Origin of the sequence: Shewanella subflava (genome assembly GCF_025971955.1) — a bacterium.
Taxonomy (GTDB): Bacteria; Pseudomonadota; Gammaproteobacteria; order Enterobacterales; family Shewanellaceae; genus Shewanella; species Shewanella subflava.
The window spans coordinates 278922-300331 of sequence record NZ_JAPDMX010000028.1 but is presented as its reverse complement, the minus strand read 5'-3'; the positions used below and the strand labels follow the sequence as shown (position 1 = coordinate 300331).

The 21410-nt window shown below is 40.7% G+C and carries 24 protein-coding genes and 1 other annotated feature; of the genes, 7 read left to right on the top strand and 17 right to left on the bottom strand.

Going from position 1 to position 21410, the window contains the following annotated elements:
- Positions 1–13: 13 nt before the first annotated feature.
- Together slyD and OHT75_RS13035 are read left to right on the top strand one after the other, a co-directional pair.
- On the top strand, positions 14–574 hold the full coding sequence (gene slyD, locus OHT75_RS13040; RefSeq protein WP_264727291.1) for a peptidylprolyl isomerase: 561 nt from the start codon (positions 14–16) through the stop codon (positions 572–574).
- Between the two features lie 285 nt (positions 575–859).
- Positions 860–1234 carry a hypothetical protein gene (locus OHT75_RS13035; protein ID WP_264727289.1) on the top strand — a complete coding sequence of 125 codons (375 nt, stop codon included), beginning with the start codon at positions 860–862 and terminating at the stop codon, positions 1232–1234.
- Positions 1235–1336: 102 nt separating this feature from the next.
- Here OHT75_RS13035 and trpR read toward each other — a convergent pair whose 3' ends face one another.
- Positions 1337–1612: a trp operon repressor gene (gene trpR, locus OHT75_RS13030; RefSeq protein WP_264727287.1), complete on the bottom strand. Its 276-nt coding sequence runs from the start codon at positions 1610–1612 to the stop codon at positions 1337–1339.
- Positions 1613–1965: 353 nt separating this feature from the next.
- On the opposite strand from trpR, the gene OHT75_RS13025 reads away from it, so the two are divergent.
- Positions 1966–2415 carry a c-type cytochrome gene (locus OHT75_RS13025; protein WP_264727285.1) on the top strand — a complete coding sequence of 150 codons (450 nt, stop codon included), beginning with the start codon at positions 1966–1968 and terminating at the stop codon, positions 2413–2415.
- Positions 2416–2495: 80 nt separating this feature from the next.
- Here OHT75_RS13025 and OHT75_RS13020 read toward each other — a convergent pair whose 3' ends face one another.
- A complete protein-coding gene (locus OHT75_RS13020; protein ID WP_264727283.1) occupies positions 2496–3161 on the bottom strand; it encodes a cytochrome b/b6 domain-containing protein in 666 nt (221 codons plus the stop codon).
- A 370-nt stretch (positions 3162–3531) separates the two neighbouring features.
- On the opposite strand from OHT75_RS13020, the gene hpf reads away from it, so the two are divergent.
- Both hpf and OHT75_RS13010 read left to right on the top strand, forming a co-directional pair.
- Complete coding sequence (hpf, locus tag OHT75_RS13015; protein WP_264727281.1) at positions 3532–3882, top strand: ribosome hibernation-promoting factor, HPF/YfiA family; 351 nt, start codon at positions 3532–3534, stop codon at positions 3880–3882.
- Between the two features lie 111 nt (positions 3883–3993).
- Positions 3994–4114, top strand: a sequence feature (Phe leader region).
- Positions 4115–4161: 47 nt separating this feature from the next.
- Positions 4162–6102, top strand: coding sequence for a chorismate mutase (locus OHT75_RS13010; protein ID WP_264727280.1), 1941 nt, complete (start codon positions 4162–4164; stop codon positions 6100–6102).
- A gap of 251 nt (positions 6103–6353) precedes the next feature.
- On the opposite strand, the gene OHT75_RS13005 is transcribed toward OHT75_RS13010, so the two are convergent.
- The 8 genes from OHT75_RS13005 to ffh all read right to left on the bottom strand — a co-directional run bounded on the left by OHT75_RS13005 (position 6354) and on the right by ffh (position 13346).
- On the bottom strand, positions 6354–6692 hold the full coding sequence (locus tag OHT75_RS13005) for a hypothetical protein (RefSeq protein ID WP_264727278.1): 339 nt from the start codon (positions 6690–6692) through the stop codon (positions 6354–6356).
- Positions 6693–6819: 127 nt separating this feature from the next.
- Complete coding sequence (gene tyrA / locus OHT75_RS13000; RefSeq protein ID WP_264727761.1) at positions 6820–7959, bottom strand: bifunctional chorismate mutase/prephenate dehydrogenase; 1140 nt, start codon at positions 7957–7959, stop codon at positions 6820–6822.
- An 11-nt stretch (positions 7960–7970) separates the two neighbouring features.
- Positions 7971–9062, bottom strand: a complete 1092-nt coding sequence (locus OHT75_RS12995) for a 3-deoxy-7-phosphoheptulonate synthase (protein ID WP_264727276.1) — start codon at positions 9060–9062, stop codon at positions 7971–7973.
- A 767-nt stretch (positions 9063–9829) separates the two neighbouring features.
- A complete protein-coding gene (rplS, locus tag OHT75_RS12990) occupies positions 9830–10183 on the bottom strand; it encodes a 50S ribosomal protein L19 (RefSeq protein WP_188740919.1) in 354 nt (117 codons plus the stop codon).
- A 34-nt stretch (positions 10184–10217) separates the two neighbouring features.
- Positions 10218–10964: a tRNA (guanosine(37)-N1)-methyltransferase TrmD gene (gene trmD, locus OHT75_RS12985; protein WP_264727272.1), complete on the bottom strand. Its 747-nt coding sequence runs from the start codon at positions 10962–10964 to the stop codon at positions 10218–10220.
- Between the two features lie 15 nt (positions 10965–10979).
- Positions 10980–11510, bottom strand: a complete 531-nt coding sequence (gene rimM / locus OHT75_RS12980; protein ID WP_264727270.1) for a ribosome maturation factor RimM — start codon at positions 11508–11510, stop codon at positions 10980–10982.
- 20 nt (positions 11511–11530) lie between these two features.
- Complete coding sequence (gene rpsP, locus OHT75_RS12975) at positions 11531–11782, bottom strand: 30S ribosomal protein S16 (RefSeq protein WP_169563463.1); 252 nt, start codon at positions 11780–11782, stop codon at positions 11531–11533.
- Between the two features lie 190 nt (positions 11783–11972).
- Entirely contained in the window at positions 11973–13346 is a 1374-nt protein-coding gene (ffh, locus tag OHT75_RS12970; protein WP_264727265.1) for a signal recognition particle protein, read from the bottom strand.
- 354 nt (positions 13347–13700) lie between these two features.
- Between ffh and OHT75_RS12965 the strand changes: the two genes are divergently transcribed.
- Together OHT75_RS12965 and OHT75_RS12960 are read left to right on the top strand one after the other, a co-directional pair.
- A complete protein-coding gene (locus OHT75_RS12965) occupies positions 13701–14489 on the top strand; it encodes a cytochrome C assembly family protein (protein WP_264727264.1) in 789 nt (262 codons plus the stop codon).
- Between the two features lie 224 nt (positions 14490–14713).
- Entirely contained in the window at positions 14714–16006 is a 1293-nt protein-coding gene (locus OHT75_RS12960) for an HlyC/CorC family transporter (protein ID WP_264727262.1), read from the top strand.
- A 61-nt stretch (positions 16007–16067) separates the two neighbouring features.
- Here the strand turns inward: OHT75_RS12960 and OHT75_RS12955 are convergent, their stop codons facing one another.
- The 7 genes from OHT75_RS12955 to lepB all read right to left on the bottom strand — a co-directional run bounded on the left by OHT75_RS12955 (position 16068) and on the right by lepB (position 21254).
- Positions 16068–16592, bottom strand: a complete 525-nt coding sequence (locus OHT75_RS12955; RefSeq protein ID WP_264727260.1) for an Mpo1 family 2-hydroxy fatty acid dioxygenase — start codon at positions 16590–16592, stop codon at positions 16068–16070.
- Between the two features lie 115 nt (positions 16593–16707).
- Positions 16708–17091, bottom strand: coding sequence for a holo-ACP synthase (gene acpS, locus OHT75_RS12950; protein ID WP_264727258.1), 384 nt, complete (start codon positions 17089–17091; stop codon positions 16708–16710).
- Positions 17091–17828 (bottom strand): pyridoxine 5'-phosphate synthase, encoded by a 738-nt coding sequence (gene pdxJ / locus OHT75_RS12945; protein ID WP_264727255.1) that lies wholly within the window; start codon positions 17826–17828, stop codon positions 17091–17093. Before pdxJ ends, acpS begins: the two co-directional genes overlap by 1 nt.
- 71 nt (positions 17829–17899) lie before the next feature.
- A complete protein-coding gene (gene recO, locus OHT75_RS12940; protein ID WP_264727759.1) occupies positions 17900–18604 on the bottom strand; it encodes a DNA repair protein RecO in 705 nt (234 codons plus the stop codon).
- A gap of 45 nt (positions 18605–18649) precedes the next feature.
- Positions 18650–19663, bottom strand: coding sequence for a GTPase Era (gene era, locus OHT75_RS12935; protein WP_264727254.1), 1014 nt, complete (start codon positions 19661–19663; stop codon positions 18650–18652).
- Complete coding sequence (gene rnc / locus OHT75_RS12930; protein WP_264727252.1) at positions 19660–20340, bottom strand: ribonuclease III; 681 nt, start codon at positions 20338–20340, stop codon at positions 19660–19662. The genes era and rnc overlap by 4 nt, the downstream gene beginning before the upstream one ends.
- Positions 20340–21254 (bottom strand): signal peptidase I, encoded by a 915-nt coding sequence (gene lepB / locus OHT75_RS12925; protein WP_264727250.1) that lies wholly within the window; start codon positions 21252–21254, stop codon positions 20340–20342. The genes rnc and lepB overlap by 1 nt, the downstream gene beginning before the upstream one ends.
- Positions 21255–21410: the final 156 nt, after the last annotated feature.

Genomic DNA, 21410 nt, shown 5'->3' with positions numbered 1-21410 from the left:
TATTGGAGTCTTTATGAAAATCTCAAAACATGCAGCAGTAACGATTCATTACCGCCTAAGCGATGCTCAAGGTCAATTGTTGGAAAGCTCTTTCGATGCTGAACCAATGATATATTTACAAGGCACTGAAAACCTTATTCCTGGTTTAGAAGCAGAATTAGAAGGAAAAGTTGCTGGTGATAAATTTGAAGCCACTATTCCAGCAGAACAAGCCTATGGCGAATATCATGAAGGCTTAAAGCAAGAAGTCCCTTTAGCCGCCTTTGGTGATATTGAAGATATCGTACCGGGTATGCGCTTTATTGCGGAAACAGAAATGGGCCAACGACCAGTGCAAGTTACAGAAATCAAAGATGATACTGTTATTGTTGATGGCAATCACCCTCTTGCAGGCCAAGCATTAACCTTCAATATTGAAGTAGTTGATGTTCGCGAAGCTACGGCAGAAGAAATTGCTCACGGTCATATTCATGCCCACGGTGGCAGTTGTGGTGGAGGCCATGATCACGATCATGAACCCTGCGATACTCAAAAACCTGGGTGTGATGGCAATGGCGGCTGCGGATGCCACTAACTCAAAATCAATTGCAACACTGATCAAGTCTTGTTGGCAATATTCATCAAACTAGGTCAGTAAAAAGGTTGAAATAAATGTAGGTCGTAGACTAAAAATAGTCTGCGACTTTTTTTATGGGCTATAATTATTACAAGTGTTGTGCTTAAAACGGACACACTCTAAATTGTGTTTGGTTTACTCTTTCCCATCTTTTTGATTATGGAAGATTTTATGAACTTTGGGCTGTAAACAACATATCTACATAGTAAACAATAATAATTAATGCTCAGCGACGGAGTGCTTATGTTAATTAAACCTGTATACGAGCTTTTGCCTTACACTTACATCGTAATTGGTGGAATAAGTGTTCTACTACTGCAACAACAGTATGCTATAGCTGCCGCCATTTTGATGTATTTATTAGGAGCCAGAATTTATAACCTTCGCTCCGAAAATAGACGAACGGACATGAAGCGCAAGCGCAGGGAAGGTATTTTGCCTGACTGGCTGTATGGCTACATGCCATTTTTGTACATATTATCAGCCGTTTTGCTGTACCGTTTTTATCCTAAAGACTCAAGCGCATTATTTGCCATCTGTTTAATCACTTTCGGAATGTATTTATTGCTCAGAAGATCCACTTACAGAAGGCATAAAATTCCTGTCGTGAGAGTGTAATCATCAGGACTTGTTTCATTGAATAAACAACAAAACCGCTTGATATCATCAAGCGGTTTTCATTTTAACAGTGTCATTAAGTTAACAATTTATTGTAATGGCTTACAAAATCAACTTTTGTACTAGTTCGCGCTGCTCTGCTGACATATTTTTAAGATAATTTGAACAACGGGTGATAGTCGCAATACTGACCTGATACTCGGCAGCGATTTGCCTTTGACTTAACTCACCAGCCAATAAGGTTTGAAATACCTTTAAACGCCCAGCTATCGCGCTACGCTCTTCTTCTGTTAATAATAATCGAAATAATACTGCTAAATCATCATGATTCGAATGAGTCAAAATTTTCTCGACCACTAAACTCCAATTCGCTCTCATAGTTACTCTCTTCAATAAAGTCATATAGATAATAACAAGTAACCCAATGAAAGCAAAAGCTAGCCTCAAAGTAATAAGTTTTATTTTAATTTTTATAAATCATCAAAATTGAATACGAAGTCAATGATAACAAAATCACATAATAATAAGTCACTTAGACCATAGCTATCGTAGTTCCTTTTCCGCTCACCAAGCTAAAATCAACATTAGTCATTAATCTGTACTGAACCGATTAAAACTCAATTTAAGCTTATGTAAATTTCGCTCACATTCAGAAACAATCTAAACGTGATATCCGTTTGAAAATGTGTAAAATAATGTTCTTTACCCACCTGATAATAATAGAGAATCTGATGAAAAAATTATTAATTGCAATGACCGCAACTGTACTGCTTGTTCCAAGTGTTTATGCCAATAACTTTAAAGACACTGACCACGCAATTGACTACCGTAAATCAGCTTTTGGTCTAATCGCTTATAATTTTGGCGACATGGGAGCGATGCTTAAGGGTAAGAAAGATTTCGATGCCGCTGTTTTTGCTAGCCGTGCAACCAATGTTGCAGCGCTTTCTAAAATCCCTCATGAAGGATTTATCGCAGGTTCAGACAAAGGTGATACCGATGCTCTTGCTAAAATTTGGACTGATAAGGCTGATTTTGATAGCAAAATGACTCAATTCCAAGAAAATGCGGCTAAGTTAGCTGTGGCTGCACAAGGTAGTGATTTAGGTCAAATTAAAGATGCATTCGGTAATACAGGGCAAAGCTGCAAAGGCTGCCATGATGTTTATAAGAAAGACTAAACGCTAAACTCTTAAAAAATTAAACCCCATACCTTTAAAAAGAGATGGGGTTTTATATCAAGCCAAACAACCTAGTATATCTACATGTATTTAACTGCATTCGCTAAAACACTAAACCAAACACAAGCAAATATAATCGCAAATAGGATTAATCCAATCCAAGCTGGACGCATTTTAGGTTGTAACACCTCTTCTTTTAGATGTTTATAGCCAGTAAACATCGCCTTAATCAGATTTTCGCCCTTTAGCAGATAAATCACCACAGCTAGAATATGCATTGCTGAAAAGGCCAAAATAAGATTGAAATTTTGCTTATGCAACCAGGTCATTGTGCTAGCGGTTGCAGATGAAACATAACTATAAAGCGGGCCTTCAGTAAAAATGTCATCGGTAGCAAATAAGCCACTCACTAACTGGATCGTCAATAAACTGAGTAACAAAACCACCATATACCCGCCCATTGGATTATGGCCTATTGATTCCGGCTTTTGACGAGTAAAAGCATACTGAATGACGGTTTTAGGAGCACGGACAAAGTGATTAAATCGGGCCGTATCACTTCCAATCACTCCCCAAATAAGGCGAAACGATAAAATCACCATCAGTAGATAAGCAAAGACTTGATGAAGGCTCATTTCACCAGCATCAGCACTCCACCATAAACCGATGAGGAGGCCAAGCATGCTCCAATGAAATACTCTTACGGGTATGTCCCACACTTTGATTTTTTTCGATTGAGAATGCATGTAATAACTCGACTTGAATAAAAGGTTAATCATTCGCCTTTGCGAACACCAGGGACATTATAAAATGATTTATATCAATTAGGTGAATTCGAAACGTAAAGAAATGTAAGAAATATTGCGATTGATATTGAGAGAGAAATTTAGCGACAAAATAACAAAAAACCAAAAAAGCTGGCTTGTTATCCATTCAAATATGCGCCTTAAAAAAGAGTCTTTCAAGCGGTTTTTGACATCTTTTTAATGAAAATGTCTAAGCGATCAAATTTGCATCTGTCAGCTAAACCCCCCTTTAATTATGTGACGAAGATCACATTTTATGTATGATAACTTGGTAATCTGAACTTAAGCAATACAACAGAAGGTTCAAAATATGCTGAAAATCACTAGCAAGCAACTTGAAGTCACTGCCCCTATTCTTGAACGCATCGAAGGACAAATTGAAAAACTAACCAGACACGATGTCCAATTAATCAATCCACACATCATCATTACTCAGGAAAAGCAACTCTTCAAGATAGAAGCCAATATCGGCTTGCCAAGTGGAGAATTATTTGCCCAGGCGAAAAATGAAAACCTTTACGCAGCAATTACTGCAATGGGTAAAAAGCTGGAGAAACAGCTAAATCGTCTGACCGATAAACCCCAGGCTCAACGTCATGCTACATTTGAAAATGCGGAAGATGACTTTGAGTATGTCTATAAGGAGGAAACCGCAGCTTGATTTTATTTAATCCACAGAGCGCACCTTCGGGTGCGCTTTTTATTGCTGTTTTAGCAAAGTGAGTAATTTTACATTGACACTTATCAAGCTACGTTTTAGTTTTAAGTTATGAATCAGATCTTCCGTCGCGTTTTTATTTCCTTTTTTATGCAGCCCACATAGGGAGGCGGTTTTTCTGTATCAAAAAGAAAATGAAAATACCAAAGCCTCCCAAGTGGGAGGCTTTTTAGTTTTACTCGTTAATAAAGTAAATCTGTTAAACAATATTAAGAGGTGAGTATGAATAAGCCACAAGGGTTAAATCTAACTCGAGAGCAAATTACGTCGTTGGATAATGAATTACTGACCTTACTCTCAAAACGTCGAGAATTAAGCCTTGAAGTAGCCCGTAGCAAGGAAGTAGATATTAGACCCATTCGCGATACCCAAAGGGAAAAAGAGCTACTAGAGCGCCTTGTACAGCAAGGGCGCGAAAAAGGCCTTGATGCACATTTTGTTATTTCACTTTATCAAAGCATCATTGAAGATTCTGTACTTAACCAGCAAGCTTTTTTGCATAGTAGAGCAAACCCTGACACCCAAAAACAGCAATATACCGTCGCCTTCTTAGGTGCTAGAGGTTCATACTCTTACTTAGCTGCCACACGCTATTGTGATCGACGTCAGGTCAGCATGGTTGATTTTGGTTGTCAAAGCTTTGATGACATTGTCAATGCTGTAGAGTCTGGTCATGCTGATTATGGTTTTTTACCTATAGAAAATACCTCTTCGGGTTCAATCAATGAAGTTTATGACGTATTGCAACACACCAGTCTGTCTATTGTCGGTGAAACAACCATTGAAGTAGGACATTGTTTGCTCGCAAAGCCTGGAGCAATCACTGCAGAAATCAAAACCGTTTATGCTCATCCTCAACCCATTAGTCAGTGCAGCCGCTATTTAAGCCAACATCCTGAGTTTAAACTAGAGTACTGCTCTAGTAGTGCAGAAGCTATGGCGAAAGTGATTGAGGCGGATAATGCAAACGTCGCTGCTATTGGGAGTGCTGAAGGCGGTGCCTTATATAAACTAACTGCAATTGAAGATGGTCTTGCCAATCAAAAAATCAACCAAAGCCGCTTTATTGTCGTTGCCAGAAAGGCTGTCGGTGTGCCGACACAACTACCAGCAAAAACCACCTTAATTATGGCAACAGGTCAAAAACCGGGGGCGTTAGTTGAAGCTTTATTAGTGCTAAAAGCCCATAACTTAAATATGTCGAAATTGGAGTCAAGACCTATCCCTGGTACTCCATGGGAAGAAATGTTTTATATCGACATAGATGGTAACCTTGCACATCAAAATGTTCAGCAAGCGATTAAAGAATTAGAACGATTAACCCGCTTTATCAAAGTACTGGGCTGTTATCCTTGCGAATCCGTTAAACCGACCCAATTATCACAAGCACAACTGTTGATTGAGCCGGATAGCTCAAAAAATACAGAATTAACCACAAGCAATACCGAATTATCTGAAGCAAAGTACAGTCGAGAATACAAATCACAAGACAGTGAAGTGCATTGTAAGCATTTGCAAGTTGGCGGTAGCCACTTTGGCGCATTTCAATTTGTTAGCAATCCTCAAAATGAAACAGAATTAACCAGTCTTGCAAAACAAAGTAAGGAAACCGGTTTTCAAGCCATTATTCTTCATCAGTCTGCCACGTTTCTAAGTGATAACAAGCTTAAAAAATATTTTCAAATTATAGAACAAGCAGGACTTGTCAGTGTTATCTATATCGAACACGAAGCCGACATTACCTGCAGCCACTTGGCTGATATGGTGATGTTAAGTGGCCAGAATATGTATAATCAGGATTTATTAGAACAACTAGGATGTTTGAATTTGCCCGTCATAATCGAGCGAAATCACATTGCCAGTTTAGAAGATTGGTTATCGTCAGCACAAACCGTGCTTACCAAGGGCAATCAACAGGTTATCCTGTGTGATTCTGGTATACGCAGTTTTGCCAAACCAGATACCATCAGCTTGGACTTATCCTCATTAGTAGCTGTGAAGCAAACCTGCCACTTACCGATTATTTGTAACATAAGCCATGAGATCGAAACCTTAGGTTATGCTCAGGCGAAAGCTGCAAAGCAGTTACATTCAAACGGTATTGTATTGCCCTACCCGAATACAACCGCCAGTAGCCGTTTGCTTCACGAGCTCTATCAATAAGTAAAAGCAAAAAATGCCGGTAAAAACCGGCATTTTTTATTACTAAATGATAACTAAACCTCAACTCCGCTTAAGAGATGGGTTCAATAAGCTGAATTCAACTGATTGAGCTTATTTTGTAGCAAACTTGCCATGTGTTTTGAAACAAGACGCATTAACTCGTCAATAGCTAGCCTATTGCACATTAATGAACGCAGTTAGCACGACAAAGGGCTGTTTGGGAAGCATTTATATCCCGAGATGAGGTTAACTTAAACCATCAAGTCTTCATTTAAGCTGACCCAACCTTTAAATATGCGGTAACTAAACCAGCTGATACCTATCAAGTACATACTGATACTTAGCCATGCAGGGCTGAAGCAATAACCGGCAATAAAGAAAGGGCATAAACCAATAATGCTTAATCGCTGCCAGCGAAGATGGGAAGCAAGTAACGAATTAGGTTGAATATTCTTCTGTATAAGATTAAGCCAAAAGCTGACTAGCACCGGAATTAAAAATAGCGGAAAAGCACTCATCATGGCATATAGAAAATGACCAACCGTCTTATCTTGTGGTGTCGATGTAGACAGCATATTGGATGTTGTCATGGGCTCATCTCCATGGTGAATGATAAAAATAACGGAAATTGCATCATGACAACACAATCTTCTTTTTACAACACTATAAACATAAGCCCTAGACTAGATTTACGCAATCAACAAACGATAAAAATGCTTATCCTGCTTTCATATCATTAACCGATTGCAACATCGCTCTGCTTTCATGCTGAAACTGTGGAGCAAAATCACCGAACCATTTTGCAACACGTTTAAACTCTTCAACAAATGTACTTCTGTCGCCAGACTTTAACAATGCAAGTGCATTGCGATAATTATCTAAATAGTCACTTATCGCATCTTGGCTGCCTTGTTGTGCAAAAATTATATCGGCATAAAGCTCAGGATCTTGAGCAAACAAGCGGCCGACCATCGCCAACTCTAACCGGTATATTGGTGAACTAAACTGCAATAAAGTGTCAATGTCAGCCTGCTCTTCGCATAAATTCATCCCGTAGACAAAGCTAGAGAAGTGGCGCATAGCCTGCACAAGTTGCATGGCTTTATCGTGTTTTACCGGTTCAGCTTCAACAATTCTCGCTCCCCAAATAACAATTTGATCAAGCAGCCATTGGTATGCTTCGCTTTGACGGCCATGGCAAACCACAATGACTTGCTTAGCGAGACTGCCAACATCTGGGCCAAACATGGGATGTAAACCAACGACGGGGCCTTTATGTGCGTTAAGCATGGCTTCAACAGGTTGTTCTTTAATTGACGTAAGATCCGCTAAAATACATGTTTCAGGTAAATTGGTGAGATGCTCACGAATCACACTACAAGTGACTTTGATGGGAACCGTAACAATGACTAATCCAGCGCCATCAAATAAACTATTAGCACGATGCCAGTCATTTTTGTCTAGGCTTTTAACTTGATAACCCGACAATGTTAGCATTTGGGTAAATAGCTGTCCGAGCTGACCTTCGCCCCCGACAACCACAATATGACCTAAATCATGCTTTACTTGTTTAAAGCCAACATCTTTTTCATTCAAATAAGACTCGCGCATTAATCGACGTAAAATATCCTCAATGAGCTGTGGCGACACATTCATTTTTTGCGCTTCATCACGGCGTTTGGCTAACATAGAGGCTTCACGTTGCGGCGCGTAAATTGGCACTCCTGCGGCATGCTTCACCGCCCCAACTTGAGCGACTAAATCTAAACGTTTGCGTAATAAATGTAGAAGTTGTTGATCGACGCCATCAATTAAATCGCGCAGCTTTTCTAAATCCGCAGTGGTTTTTTCATTCATCATACTTTTCATTAACCATTAACAACTTGCAGCATATCGAATCGAGTCGGAAGTACTGCAGATAACTGGTTAGCGCCTTGTCGTAATATCGTTTCAGTGGTGTTCCAATCAATACAGGCATCGGTAACCGACACACCGTATTCAAGTTCATTTAAAGGCTTATTCGTACTTTGATTACCCGCATTTAAATGACTTTCTAGCATAACACCAATAATGGATTTATTGCCTTCAACAATTTGATTAAATACGTCTTCACATACTTGTTTTTGACGATTGTGATCCTTGGAGGAATTACCATGGCTGCAATCAACCACAAGTCGCGCATTTAATTTGGCCTTATGAATTTGTGTTTCGCAATCAGCAACACTCTGCGCATCATAGTTTGGTACAAGTCCACCACGCAGGATAATGTGTCCATCAGGATTACCAGCTGTTTGTAACAAACTCACTTGCCCTTCTTGGTTAATTCCCATAAAACGGTGACTGCTTGCAGCTGATTTCAAGGCATTAATAGCGACATCTAACTTACCTTCAGTACCATTTTTGAACCCTACAGGCATAGATAAGCCCGAGGCCATTTCACGGTGGGTTTGTGACTCTGTTGTACGCGCTCCGATTGCCGACCAGGTGACTAATTCTGAAATATATTGCGGACTAATCGGGTCAAGCGCCTCTGTTGCTACAGGTAATTCGAGCTCTGCTAACCAAATCATTAACTCACGCGCCATTCTTAGCCCTTTTTCAACATCAAAAGACTCATCCATATTGGGATCGTTGATTAAACCTTTCCACCCTACAGTTGTACGAGGCTTTTCGAAATACACTCGCATTAAAATATAAAATTCATCGCTAAGTTCATCATGGAGTTTTTTGAGCTTTAATGCGTATTCTTTAGCGGCATCGATATCATGTATAGAACAGGGTCCGGTTACCACAAGTACACGGCTATCACGCTTATGTACAATATCAGCGACCGTTTTACGTGCATCTAAAATATAGCGGTAAGCATGCGCAGATAAAGGCAACTCTTGCTTGAGCTGCGTCGGTGTAGAGAGCACTTGCTCAGAACTAATATGAACGTTATTTATGGTATCTTGCTGCATGATCTTGGCTCACTTCTTATCTTTTAAAAGTTAACTTTGTAGAGCTTGTTAACGATAATTAACACTCCACTTGTAATTTTGTAATGATACACCATTACACTTTAACGACAACTATGCCTGCGAGTAACCATGAGATCAAGGCTTATTTCAATCAAGATGTGAAAATATTGCAGTAACTCTGGTAACACACTCGTATTTCATATCTATCGCAGTCAATAGGAACTCAGTAATAGCCGAGAAAAATGCATGACGACAAGGCAGATTTTTACGATAAGTCGTTATTCTACAATCTAAAAATTTAACGCTGTTATTGAGCATTTTAACAGGCAAAACCTAATTGATGATAGCTACCTTCTTCAGAAGGTGGCTTTGATATCACGCCCTAAAAGGGCGCTTTCCTAAAATGCGTTAACAAGACGCCGTAAATATATCCCTATAGGCTCTACTAAATCATCCCTGATTTAGAAGCTTGTACCGCACCATTAGCAAAGCTTACGTATCACTTGAGTTAATAAGCTATGTTCAAATGAACTGATAAGCCGTGTATCGCATGGATGCGATAAGCAAACCGGTATGAAAGCAACCTCGGCGTGCTTAAAAGTCGTTAAACATTGCCTTACTCCTCCATACCATTGAACATACTTCAGGCAAAGCCTAATTGATGATATCCACCTACTGAAGTCGGTGGTTTAGGGCTGAAAACAAAAAACCGCCTTTCGGCGGTTAGTTGTGCGAACACTGCATCTTTTAAACTAAATTGATAACTATTACTTAGTTGCCAATTTTTCACGGATACGTGCAGATTTACCTGAACGCTCACGTAAGTAGTAAAGTTTAGCACGACGAACACGGCCGCGACGCTTAACTTCGATGCTAGCAATTAATGGGCTGTGCGTTTGGAAAGCACGCTCAACACCTTCACCATTAGAGATTTTACGAACTGTGAATGCAGAGTGCAAACCACGGTTACGTTTTGCGATAACGATACCTTCAAAAGCCTGAAGACGCTCTTTATCACCTTCTTTTACGCGAACTTGAACTACTACTGTATCACCAGCACCAAATTCAGGTACGTCTGTTTTCATTTGCTCATCGTTGAGCATTTTAATGATGTTGTTCATAACTTACTCCGTTCTAGAATAACTGAAGCGATGACTATACGGACGTATCCGTTTCGTTAACAAACTGCGCTAATAATGCGGTTTGCTCGTCAGTCAGAGCTAGATTTTCAAATATTTCTGGTCGTCGTAAAAAAGTTCTTCCGATACTTTGTTGCAACCGCCAGAGTCTAATTTTTTCGTGGTCACCGCTCAACAACACTGCTGGTACATCCATGCCATCTAAGTTTTCAGGGCGCGTGTAATGAGGACAATCCAGTAACCCATCAGAGAAAGAATCTTGCTCTGCTGAAGCTTGCTTACCTAGTACACCTGGTACTAAGCGCGCCACTGAATCGATTAAAGTCATTGCTGGTATTTCACCGCCCGAAAGCACGTAATCACCAATTGACCATTCTTCATCCACTTCAGTTTGAATTATGCGCTCATCGATACCTTCGTAGCGACCGCACACTAAAATCAAACTGTCTGATTTAGCTAACTCAGTGACACCTTGCTGATCCAGCTTGCGTCCCTGAGGAGATAGATAAATCACTTTCGCTCTGTCACCCGCTGCAGCTTTTGCTGCATGAATGGCATCTCGTAGAGGTTGCACCATCATTAACATTCCAGGTCCACCACCGTAAGGGCGATCATCAACCGTGTTATGTCTATCATGGGTGAAATCACGAGGATTCCACGTTTGCACCTCAAGCAGGCCGTTTTTTACGGCTCGCCCCGTCACCCCAAAGTCTGTAACGGCACGAAACATCTCTGGAAACAGGGTTATTACCCCTAACCACATGTGTTGTACCTCGACTTAGAAGTCAGGATCCCAATCCACTGTTATCTGTTTACCTTGCAAATCCACTTTTAAAATGAATTGTTCAGGGACAAAGGGGATCATACGTTCCGCTTTGCCAAAAGCATCTTTGGCATTAGCTTTAACAAGTAATACATCGTTTGATCCTGTTTCCACGATCTGGTCGACAATACCCATGTTATAGCCGTTACTATTTGTCACTTCACATCCGATAAGATCTCGGTGATAAAATTCATCATCACTGAGTTCTTTCATTTGCTCAGGCATAATCGCAATTTCACAATTTGTGAGCATTTGCGCCTGTTCCCGCGACGTTACACCTTCAAGCTCAGCAATTATTGCTTTACCTTGTGAACGCCATTGGCTGACTTTAACTTCACGCCATTTTCCTTGGTCATAAATGAGCCAAGGAGAATAATCAAAAATGCCTTCAACAGAATCGGTATAGGCAGTGATTTTTAGCCAACCTTTAATGCCATGACTTGCGCCTAATTTTCCCAGCACAATCGGCTGTTGGTTACTACTCATCAATCTATACCTAAACGCAATTAAGCAGCAGCTTTACGTGCGTCTTTAATTAACTTAGCAACACGGTCAGATGTTGCCGCGCCAGTAGCAACCCAGTGCTCAACACGGTCTAAATCTAAACGTAAAGTTTCTTCTTGACCACGAGCTAGTGGGTTGAAGAAGCCTACACGTTCGATGAAACGACCGTCACGAGCATTGCGGCTATCAGCAACAACGATATTGTAAAATGGACGCTTTTTTGCGCCGCCACGAGCTAAACGAATGGTAACCATGCGTTTTATTCCTCTAATGATTTGCTAGAAGCAAAAATAAAAACTGGAACCCGTGTTCGCGAAGGTCCCAGAAAGAAAGCCGGAAGATTTTACCTGACTTTGAAACTATTGCAACCCACAGTGCCGTTTTTTACAGCAAAACTGGATTATAGTTGCCAAGCAGGTGACCACTTACGGAGATTGAAATAAATTAACGGCCAGGCATTTTCATGCCAGGTGGAAGCATCCCACTCATTCCACGCATCATTTTTTTCATGCCGCCTTTAGATGACATTTTTTTCATCATCTTTTGCATTTGCGTAAATTGTTTCAATAAACGATTCACATCTTGAATTTGTGTACCTGAACCTAATGCGATACGACGCTTACGTGAGCCTTTAATAACATCAGGATTTTTACGCTCTTTGGCTGTCATGGAATTAATAATGGCTTCCATTTGCCCAGTCATTTTTCCATCTTGTACTTGCGCTAAAGCTTCAGGGGGCAATTGGCCAACGCCTGGCAGCTTTTCAATCATGTTCATCATGCCGCCCATATTCTTCATTTGCTGCAATTGCTCACGAAAGTCTTCTAAATCAAAGCTTCCACCCGCTTTGACTTTTGAAGCAAGCTTCATCGCTTTGTCTTTGTCGACACCACGTTCAACTTCTTCAATAAGCGACAGTACATCGCCCATGCCTAGAATACGTGATGCAATACGATCTGGGTGGAAAGGTTCTAACGCATCGGTTTTTTCACCCACACCTAAAAACTTAATCGGCTTACCGGTTATGCTACGTATAGATAACGCAGCACCACCACGTGCATCGCCATCCACTTTGGTTAAGATAACCCCTGTAAGTGGTAATGCTTCATTAAATGCCTTTGCCGTATTTGCCGCATCTTGACCTGTCATAGCATCAACAACAAATAAGGTTTCAATTGGTTTAATCACCGCATGAAGTTCTTTAATTTCATCCATCATGGCTTCGTCAACATGCAAACGACCTGCAGTATCGACAATAACAACATCAATGAACTTTAATTTGGCATGAGCAATGGCGGCTTTAGCAATATCTAATGGCTTTTGACTGACATCAGAGGGAAAGAACTCAACCTCAACCTCTGTGGCTAATGTTTCAAGCTGTTTAATCGCTGCTGGACGATAAACGTCGGCACTGACAACTAAAACGGATTTTTTATGGCGAGTACGTAACAGTTTACTCAATTTAGCCACTGAAGTCGTTTTACCGGCACCTTGTAAACCTGCCATCATAATCACAGCTGGCGGCTGTGCAGCTAAGTCTAACGCTTCATTTGCTTCGCCCATTGCACGTTCAAGCTCACTTTGAACAATCTTAATAAAAGCTTGTCCAGGACTTAAACTTTTTGAGACTTCTTGACCAACAGCGCGCTCTTTGACGCTGTTAACAAATTCTCTTACTACAGGTAACGCAACATCAGCCTCGAGCAAAGCCATGCGGACTTCACGTAAGGTGTCTTTAATGTTGTCTTCCGTTAATCGACCACGACCACTGATATTTTTTAGTGTTCTAGATAGTCTGTCAGATAGATTCTCAAACATTTAACCGCTCTTAATACGCTTCTCGATAATGCGCACTATTATACTCAAAAATTTTTAAGATGCGCGCTTGTGTGACAATTTATTCATTTTTAGCGCTATCGATTTTATAAGCGGGTTGCAAAGATGCAAGCGTTGACGAAAAACAATCAATTTAAACGGTGTGTTCAGCATCATTTATGTCTAAACGTAAATTATTTGCGACTAAGAGTAAGATACTGTTAAATTTTGCGTATTAGGTCACTGCCCTTATAGGGTCACTTCATGTTAGTCTAACCTCATAATGCCCGTGTACTTTGCATGACGTGATATTTTGTCTAGTCAACATGTCTGTATAACTTGATAGGTTCTAATCGGATGGTTATTTTTTCTGCTTCGGCTATGTTGTTTTATTGTATTGCATTGATTCTTGCCACTAGCCGGCTATTTCATGCTGATGGCCCTAATCGCAAACTCATTATGATTATTTCTGCTTTGGGTGTGGTAATGCATGGTTTTGCGTTATCGAATTCCATTTTTACCCTCGATGGGCAAAACTTCAGTTTAACCAATGTGATTTCAATGGTGAACTGGATAATCGCTTTTACCTTTACCGTGACATTACCGCGACTAAAAGTCATTGTCGTGTTGCCAGTAATATATGCCTGCTCGATCATATCTGTGGCTTTACTGTGGTTATTGCCACCGCAATTTATTACTCATTTTGAACTACACCCTGAGATTTTAGCCCATGTGGTGTTATCGCTAATGGCCTACAGTGCCTTAATGATTGCCGCACTTTACGCATTACAATTATGGATGATTCAAAATAAGCTCAAAACCAAAAAAATGATAATGAGCCCTTCAATGCCACCATTGATGACAGTTGAGCGTCAATTATATCATCTCGTGGTAATCGGGTTTGTGTTACTGAGCCTGTCACTGATAACTGGGTTTGTCTTCCTTGAAGATATGTTCGTTGAAGGTAAAGGACACAAAGCCATCTTATCTATCGCCGCTTGGCTAGTTTATGGCGCGATGCTTTGGCAACATTACACTATAGGCTGTCGTATCCGCACCGCTGTGCTTTATAGTTTGTCTGGAGCAGGCTTATTATCATTGGCCTATTTCGGTGCTCGCATTGTGAAAGAGCTTATCCTCAATTAAGCGACATACTTAAGCCTTTAAAGATAACGGCTATCCAGCAGAGTAGTCGTTTTCTTTAGTATTTAGAGACTTTTTTACCTGCATATTCATTTTCTTTTTTTACTTTGCTGATAATATCCCCGCATATCTCTTGACTCTTTTTGTCAGTCATTAATAATGTCCAACTTAATTCATCCATTTTAGCTGTAAAAAACAGCTTATATGCAAAAACGGAGCCCCTTTCTTTGGACGCTATATCTACCAGCGCACTCCTGATTTTCCTTTTGGTTTTATTACTGATCTCAGCTTATTTTTCGGGTTCAGAAACCGCCATGATGACGTTAAACCGTTATCGACTTCGCCATCTAGCAGGCAGTGGGCATAAAGGTGCCCAACGAGCATTAAAAATGCTCGATAGACCTGATCGCTTAATCGGTCTTATCCTAATTGGTAACAACTTGGTCAATATCCTTGCATCTGCTATCGCAACGATTGTCGGGATGCGTCTATTTGGTGATGTTGGCGTGGCCATTGCCACCGGGGTATTAACGGTTGTGGTATTAATTTTTGCAGAGGTCACCCCAAAAACCTACGCAGCTTTGCATCCTGAGCGCATCGCTTTTCCATCAAGCATATTATTAAAGTGGTTATTGATCCTTTTACTTCCTTTGGTCAAATCTCTCAACATTATCACCACTGGATTTTTACGCCTAATGGGCATTAAGACGGTGCAAACGGATGATGCATTAAGCCAGGAAGAACTTCGAACCGTTGTGCATGAAGCGGGCGCTTTGATCCCGCAGCGTCACCAAGAAATGTTGCTGTCGATATTAGACTTAGAAAAAGTCACTGTTGAAGATATTATGATCGCGCGTTCAGACATATACGCCATTAATATGAACGATGACTTTAAACTGATTAATAAACTGGTCACTCAAAGTCCACATACGCGCGTATTGGTATATCGTGACACGATAGATGAAGCTGTAGGGTTTATTCATTTGCGTGACGCATTGCGCCTGCAATCAAAAGAACAATTCAGTAAGTCATCATTGTTACGCGCCGTAAAAGAGTTGTACTTCATTCCTGAAGGTACGCCACTTAACGTGCAGCTGGCTAATTTTCAACAGAATAAAGAACGTATTGGCCTAGTGGTAGATGAATACGGTGATATTCAAGGTTTGGTTACGCTTGAGGATATATTGGAAGAAATCGTTGGCGACTTCACCACATCGATGATGACCACGCCCAGTGAAGATATTAATATCCAACAAGATGGTAGTTTCTTAATTGATGCGACGATTAACATTCGTGATCTGAACAAAGAAATGAAATGGGATTTCCCCATCGATGGCCCTAAAACGTTAAATGGCCTGATTGTCGAATATCTTGAAGATATCCCTGCGGCAAAAACCAGTCTTCGTTTAGCTGATTATCATATTGAAGTCATAGAAGTTGCCGACAATATGATCAAATTAGTGCGGATTATGCCTAACTCACCCATTGTTGAAAAAAACGATGACGATGAAATAAGCTAATACTTTCAGTAAGTAATAAAAAAGGCGCTCTGCGCCTTTTTTATTACGGTAAAATCATTCGCTACACTGCCCGCTTTGCCGCTTCCATGGCGCGGCGCTTTTCTCTGGCAATTGGAGTAATCTCAGCATCTAACTGTTTTTCCCAACCAAGCATAAAATACAATTCAGCCATTAAGAAAAATGGGCCAATTAATAGTTGGTTTAAATCATCCATGAACGCGGGCTTCGCTTTTTCATATTTATGACCAACAAATTGAATTATCCAACCAATAACGAATATCGAGATTGCCAACATAAACGGCTTGTCGGTATGAACAGCCATTTCCGAAGTAATTAATACTGGAATAATGAACAAGGTTAACCCGAAAGCCAGTTTAACATGGAGCTTGTAGTAATAAGCCAATACCAACAACATGAGTACCATAGCCGCACTTAATTCTACACCAGCCAGTTCAAAACGAATCGTACCTAGCATCAAAAAAGCTGACCAAATGATCATTGGCACCCCGAAAAAATGCGTTCTAATGTTTTTGGGGTTCAAATGAACGCTTTTATAAGTAGCAAGTTGTTCTACGGCAGATTTCATAATGGCTCTCGATGCATGTTGTTATTATGCTGTTAACTTAGCGCATCTCTGAAGATTTTAAAAGCCCATTAAAAAAGGCGCTATTGCGCCTGATGTAAAACCAACACCACACTGTTCACTCACTTTCTAGCACCACAGTTGCAACAGCATAGTGTTGTTCATCTGCAATGCTGATAAACCCATGATGCCCACTCAATAACTCAAGCCGGGCTTTAGCTCCAGCACTAAAACTCAAGGTTGGCGCGCCATTTTCATCATTACCAATATGAATATGTTGAAAAGACACGCCCCGCCCAATTCCAGTACCTAACGCTTTAGCAGCAGCTTCTTTCGCGGCAAAACGTTTTGCCAGAAAACGCTCTGGTAATGAAGATTGCAAATACACAGCAAACTCGGCATCGGTCAAAATACGCTTAGCTAACTTGTCGCCTATGCGTTCACGTTGTGCACGTATTCGTGCAATTTCAACAATATCAGTGCCTATGCCGATGATTGCCATTATTCGCCTCTACGGCCTTCAAGCATCAATTGCTTCATATCGCGTACGGCTTTTTCCAACCCATCAATAGCTGCACGGGCAACCACAGCATGACCAATATTTAACTCATACAATTCAGGGATTGCTGCAATAGGTTTCACATTATGATAATGCAGTCCATGACCGGCATTAACGACTAAGCCTTTACTATGGGCATAAGCTGCCATTTCGGCGATACGTTTTAACTCATAAGCTTGCTCTGCATCAGTATGAGCATCAGCATAACAGCCTGTATGGATCTCGATATAGGGCGCACCCGATGCTACCGCCGCATCGATTTGCTGCTTATCGGCATCAATAAATAGAGAGACTTTAATTCCTTGAGCTGCCAATCGAGTGACTGCTGATGTGATTTTATCTAGCTGACCAGCAACATCTAAACCACCTTCTGTCGTCAACTCTTCACGCTTTTCTGGTACCAAGCAAGCATAAGCAGGCTTAACCTCACACGCAATCGCAATCATTTCCTCTGTCACAGCAAATTCAAAATTCATCCGTGTCTTAAGGGTTTTTGCTAATAAATACACATCTCTGTCTTGAATATGGCGACGGTCTTCACGTAAATGAATGGTAATGCCATCTGCGCCAGCATGCTCTGCCACGGCCGCTGCATGAATTGGATCGGGGTAATTAGTGCCACGAGCCTGACGAAGGGTCGCAATATGATCGATATTAATACCTAAAAGAATAGCGCTCACGGAAGGTTCCTTAACGTGATGACAAAATAGTGTGGTTGTTATTGTACTGACAACCGTGACTGAATTCGAGATTATTTAATGAATAACTGACGGCTTAATAATGGCTTAGTACCGAGTAACGGCCTAAGTAAAAAACGCATTAACCCTTTAGCGGAGTTTAAATGTTCTTCAGGTAAATTTTCAAGGTGAAGAGCAATCAACATTGCACCTGGGACGACACTTTTACCATGGCTAAACACACCAACAGCATGCTGTAATACAGGAATAAAGCCGCATTCTGCCTCTAAACGATAAAATGTTTCTCCAGCAATAGCATTCCCATCAACATCATATTGCAATGAAGGCAATGCACCCAACTCGCTTAACAGCGCTTTCTCATAAAAACGTAAATGGCTTGAACAAAAGGCCTGAGCCAACGATAAAACACTTCGATGATAAGCTAAAAATAAAGATTCGGTTTGGTGCTCGACCGTTAATAAGCGAACAGATAGCTCATTTAAATAAAAACCTGAAAATAAGCTATTACCAGATAATGGAATTGCAGGCGCGGCCGCCTCAATATGCGTAATGGTTTTGAGCGATAAATTTTTGACTTCAGACTGAGCACTAAATTGAATAATGAGGGGTTGAAAGGGTTGTAAAATAGACTTAATAGAACGTTTACCGCTACCTGTTCGAACAATAGCGTCAACTCGCCCGACACCATCGACGAGCAAGTTTACAATCACGCTTGACTCACGATAGGCGCGGTGATGCAAAACATAGCCACGTTTCATTGTGGCCATGTTAACGTCACCCAATCGGTGATCCCATCATAGTGCTTAGTCTTCACCATAACCTAAGCTACGCAGCGCACGTTCATCATCAGCCCAACCTGATTTAACTTTGACCCAAATCTCAAGAAATACCTTATTATCAAATAGTGTTTCCATATCTAATCGGGCTTGGGTGGCGATAGTACGAATACGTTCACCTTTGTTGCCAATCACCATACGTTTTTGGCCATCACGTTCGACTAAAATCAGGGCATTAATTTGATAAACGCCATTGTCCATCATTTTAAATTGCTCAATTTCAACGGTGCAATCGTAAGGTAATTCATCTCCTAAAAAACGCATGAGTTTTTCACGGACAATTTCAGATGCCATGAAGCGCTGTGAGCGATCGGTCACATAATCTTCAGGAAAGTAAAACGGCGCTTTTGGCAATGATGTTTGCGCCAACTCTAAAATACGCTGCACGTTAGTGCCTTTATTGGCTGAAATAGGCAAAATCTCATCAAAATCAAATTTTTTGCCCAGTTCACTTAAATAAGGGAATAAGGCTTCTTTATCTTTGATGTTATCCACTTTGTTGATGGCCAACACAATTTTGCGGTCATCGTTACGATGTTTGATCTTTTGTAAAACCATTTCATCGTCAGCAGTCCAAGTCATGCCATCAACAACAAAAATCACCATAGACACATCCGCTAATGAACTGGCCGCTGCACGGTTCATTAAGCGATTAATGGCACGTTTTTCTTCAATGTGTAAACCTGGGGTATCAATAAAAACGATTTGTTTTGGGCCATCACTGTGGATCCCCATAATACGATGACGTGTTGTTTGTGGCTTTTTAGAAGTAATACTGACTTTTTGGCCAAGTAATTTGTTCAGTAAAGTAGACTTGCCCACATTGGGACGGCCAACAATGGCAACCATGCCACAATAAGTCACATCATACTGAGCTGCGGCCTCGGGTGCGGCAAGGTTCAATCTCGACAATAACTCATTTAAGCTTGGCTCTTTATCTGCCGGTGCTTGTTGATCTGGCAAGTCATTTTTCTTGGTCATTTGTTCAGTAACTCCAACACCTGAGCGGCGGCTAGCTGCTCAGCTTTTCTTCTTGAACTTGCTACGCCAATCACGACATCAGCTAAATCCGTAATACGACACTCAACCGTAAAGGTTTGATCGTGCGCTTCACCTTCAACTTTCACCACTTGATAATCGGGTAATGGCTTTTTAAAACCTTGAAGATGCTCTTGTAAAATAGTCTTAGGATCTTTTTGATTAATGCCTGGCTTAATTTTAGCTAAACGTTGCTCGTACCAGCTCAATAATAGTGTACGGCAGGCATCAATATTGGCATCAAGATAAACGGCACCAATGATGGCTTCAACAGCATCAGCCAAAATTGATTCCCGTCTAAAACCCCCACTTTTAAGCTCGCCAGGGCCTAAATAGAGGTAATCACCTAACTTAAACTCTTTGGCAATCAAGGTAAGTGTATCGCCTTTCACCAAGGTTGCACGCATACGGCTTAAGTCTCCTTCTGTGGCTTTAGGAAACTGATGGTATAACGCGTCTGATATCACAATTGATAAAATCGAATCCCCTAAAAACTCTAAACGCTCGTTATGCTTATTTGCCGCACTTCGATGAGTTAAGGCTTGGGTAAGTAAGTTAATATCTTTAAATTCATAACCTAAGGTACGACAAAGTCTAGGTAAGTTTTTAATTGGTTCCATTACTTAATTCCACCCGTTCGCTCGAAACGCACTCCGCTGGGTACCCATGTTGGTAAAAAATCACTTGCTTGGCGATCAAACTCAAAACTGATCCAAATAGCCACCGCTTTACCAACAAGATTAGCTTCTGGCACGAAGCCCCAAAAACGACTATCAGTGCTGTTATCTCGATTATCACCCATAGCAAAATACTGCCCTTCAGGCACAATAAACTCACCGATTTGAGTACCAGGTTGTTGATAAAAATGCTGTCTAAAATCAGGACGCGATGGATTGATTAAAATATCATGCGCAAAACCTGAGGTCGTTTCTGTGTAACGGGTTAATGGTACATTTTCTTGGGTGAACTCACCTTGGTTAAGTTCAACATGTTCAATGACTAACGGCTCAGGACACACATTATCAGTGCTACATTTAGGCTGAATGCTCAATTGCTTGTTACGATAAGTGACCGTGTCACCAGGTAATCCAACAACACGTTTTATGTAATCAATTGAAGGGTTTTCTGGGTATTTAAAGACAAATACATCACCACGTTCAGGCTCACCCGTTTCGACTAATTTGGTACGCCATACAGGATCCCTTAGACCATAACTGAATTTTTCAACTAAGATAAAATCACCCACTAGCAAAGTTGGCATCATAGACCCTGATGGTATTTGAAATGGTTCATAAATAAATGAACGCAGAATCATTACAAATGCAATCACTGGAAAAATAGAGTGTGCTGTTTCGACTAACATTGGCTCACGAATAATTTTATCAATCGCTTCATCACTGAGTTGTTTTGATCCCGATTGAGCTAAAGCCAATTTCTCTTTGCGTTTAGGGGCAAAAAATACCACGTCAATAAGCCAAATCAGACCACTGATAAGGGTGACGAGTACGAGAATGGTAGAAAAGTGAGCTGCCATTGCTGATAGAACTCCTAAATATAAGTCTTACACTTTAACGGTTATTATCTCAACAAACAGTGTAAGCCAATTTCGACGACTCAATACTGAAAAAATTTGCAGATAAATTAGATTTATTATAACGATAACGCCGCTAAATGCGGCGTTATCTTAGAA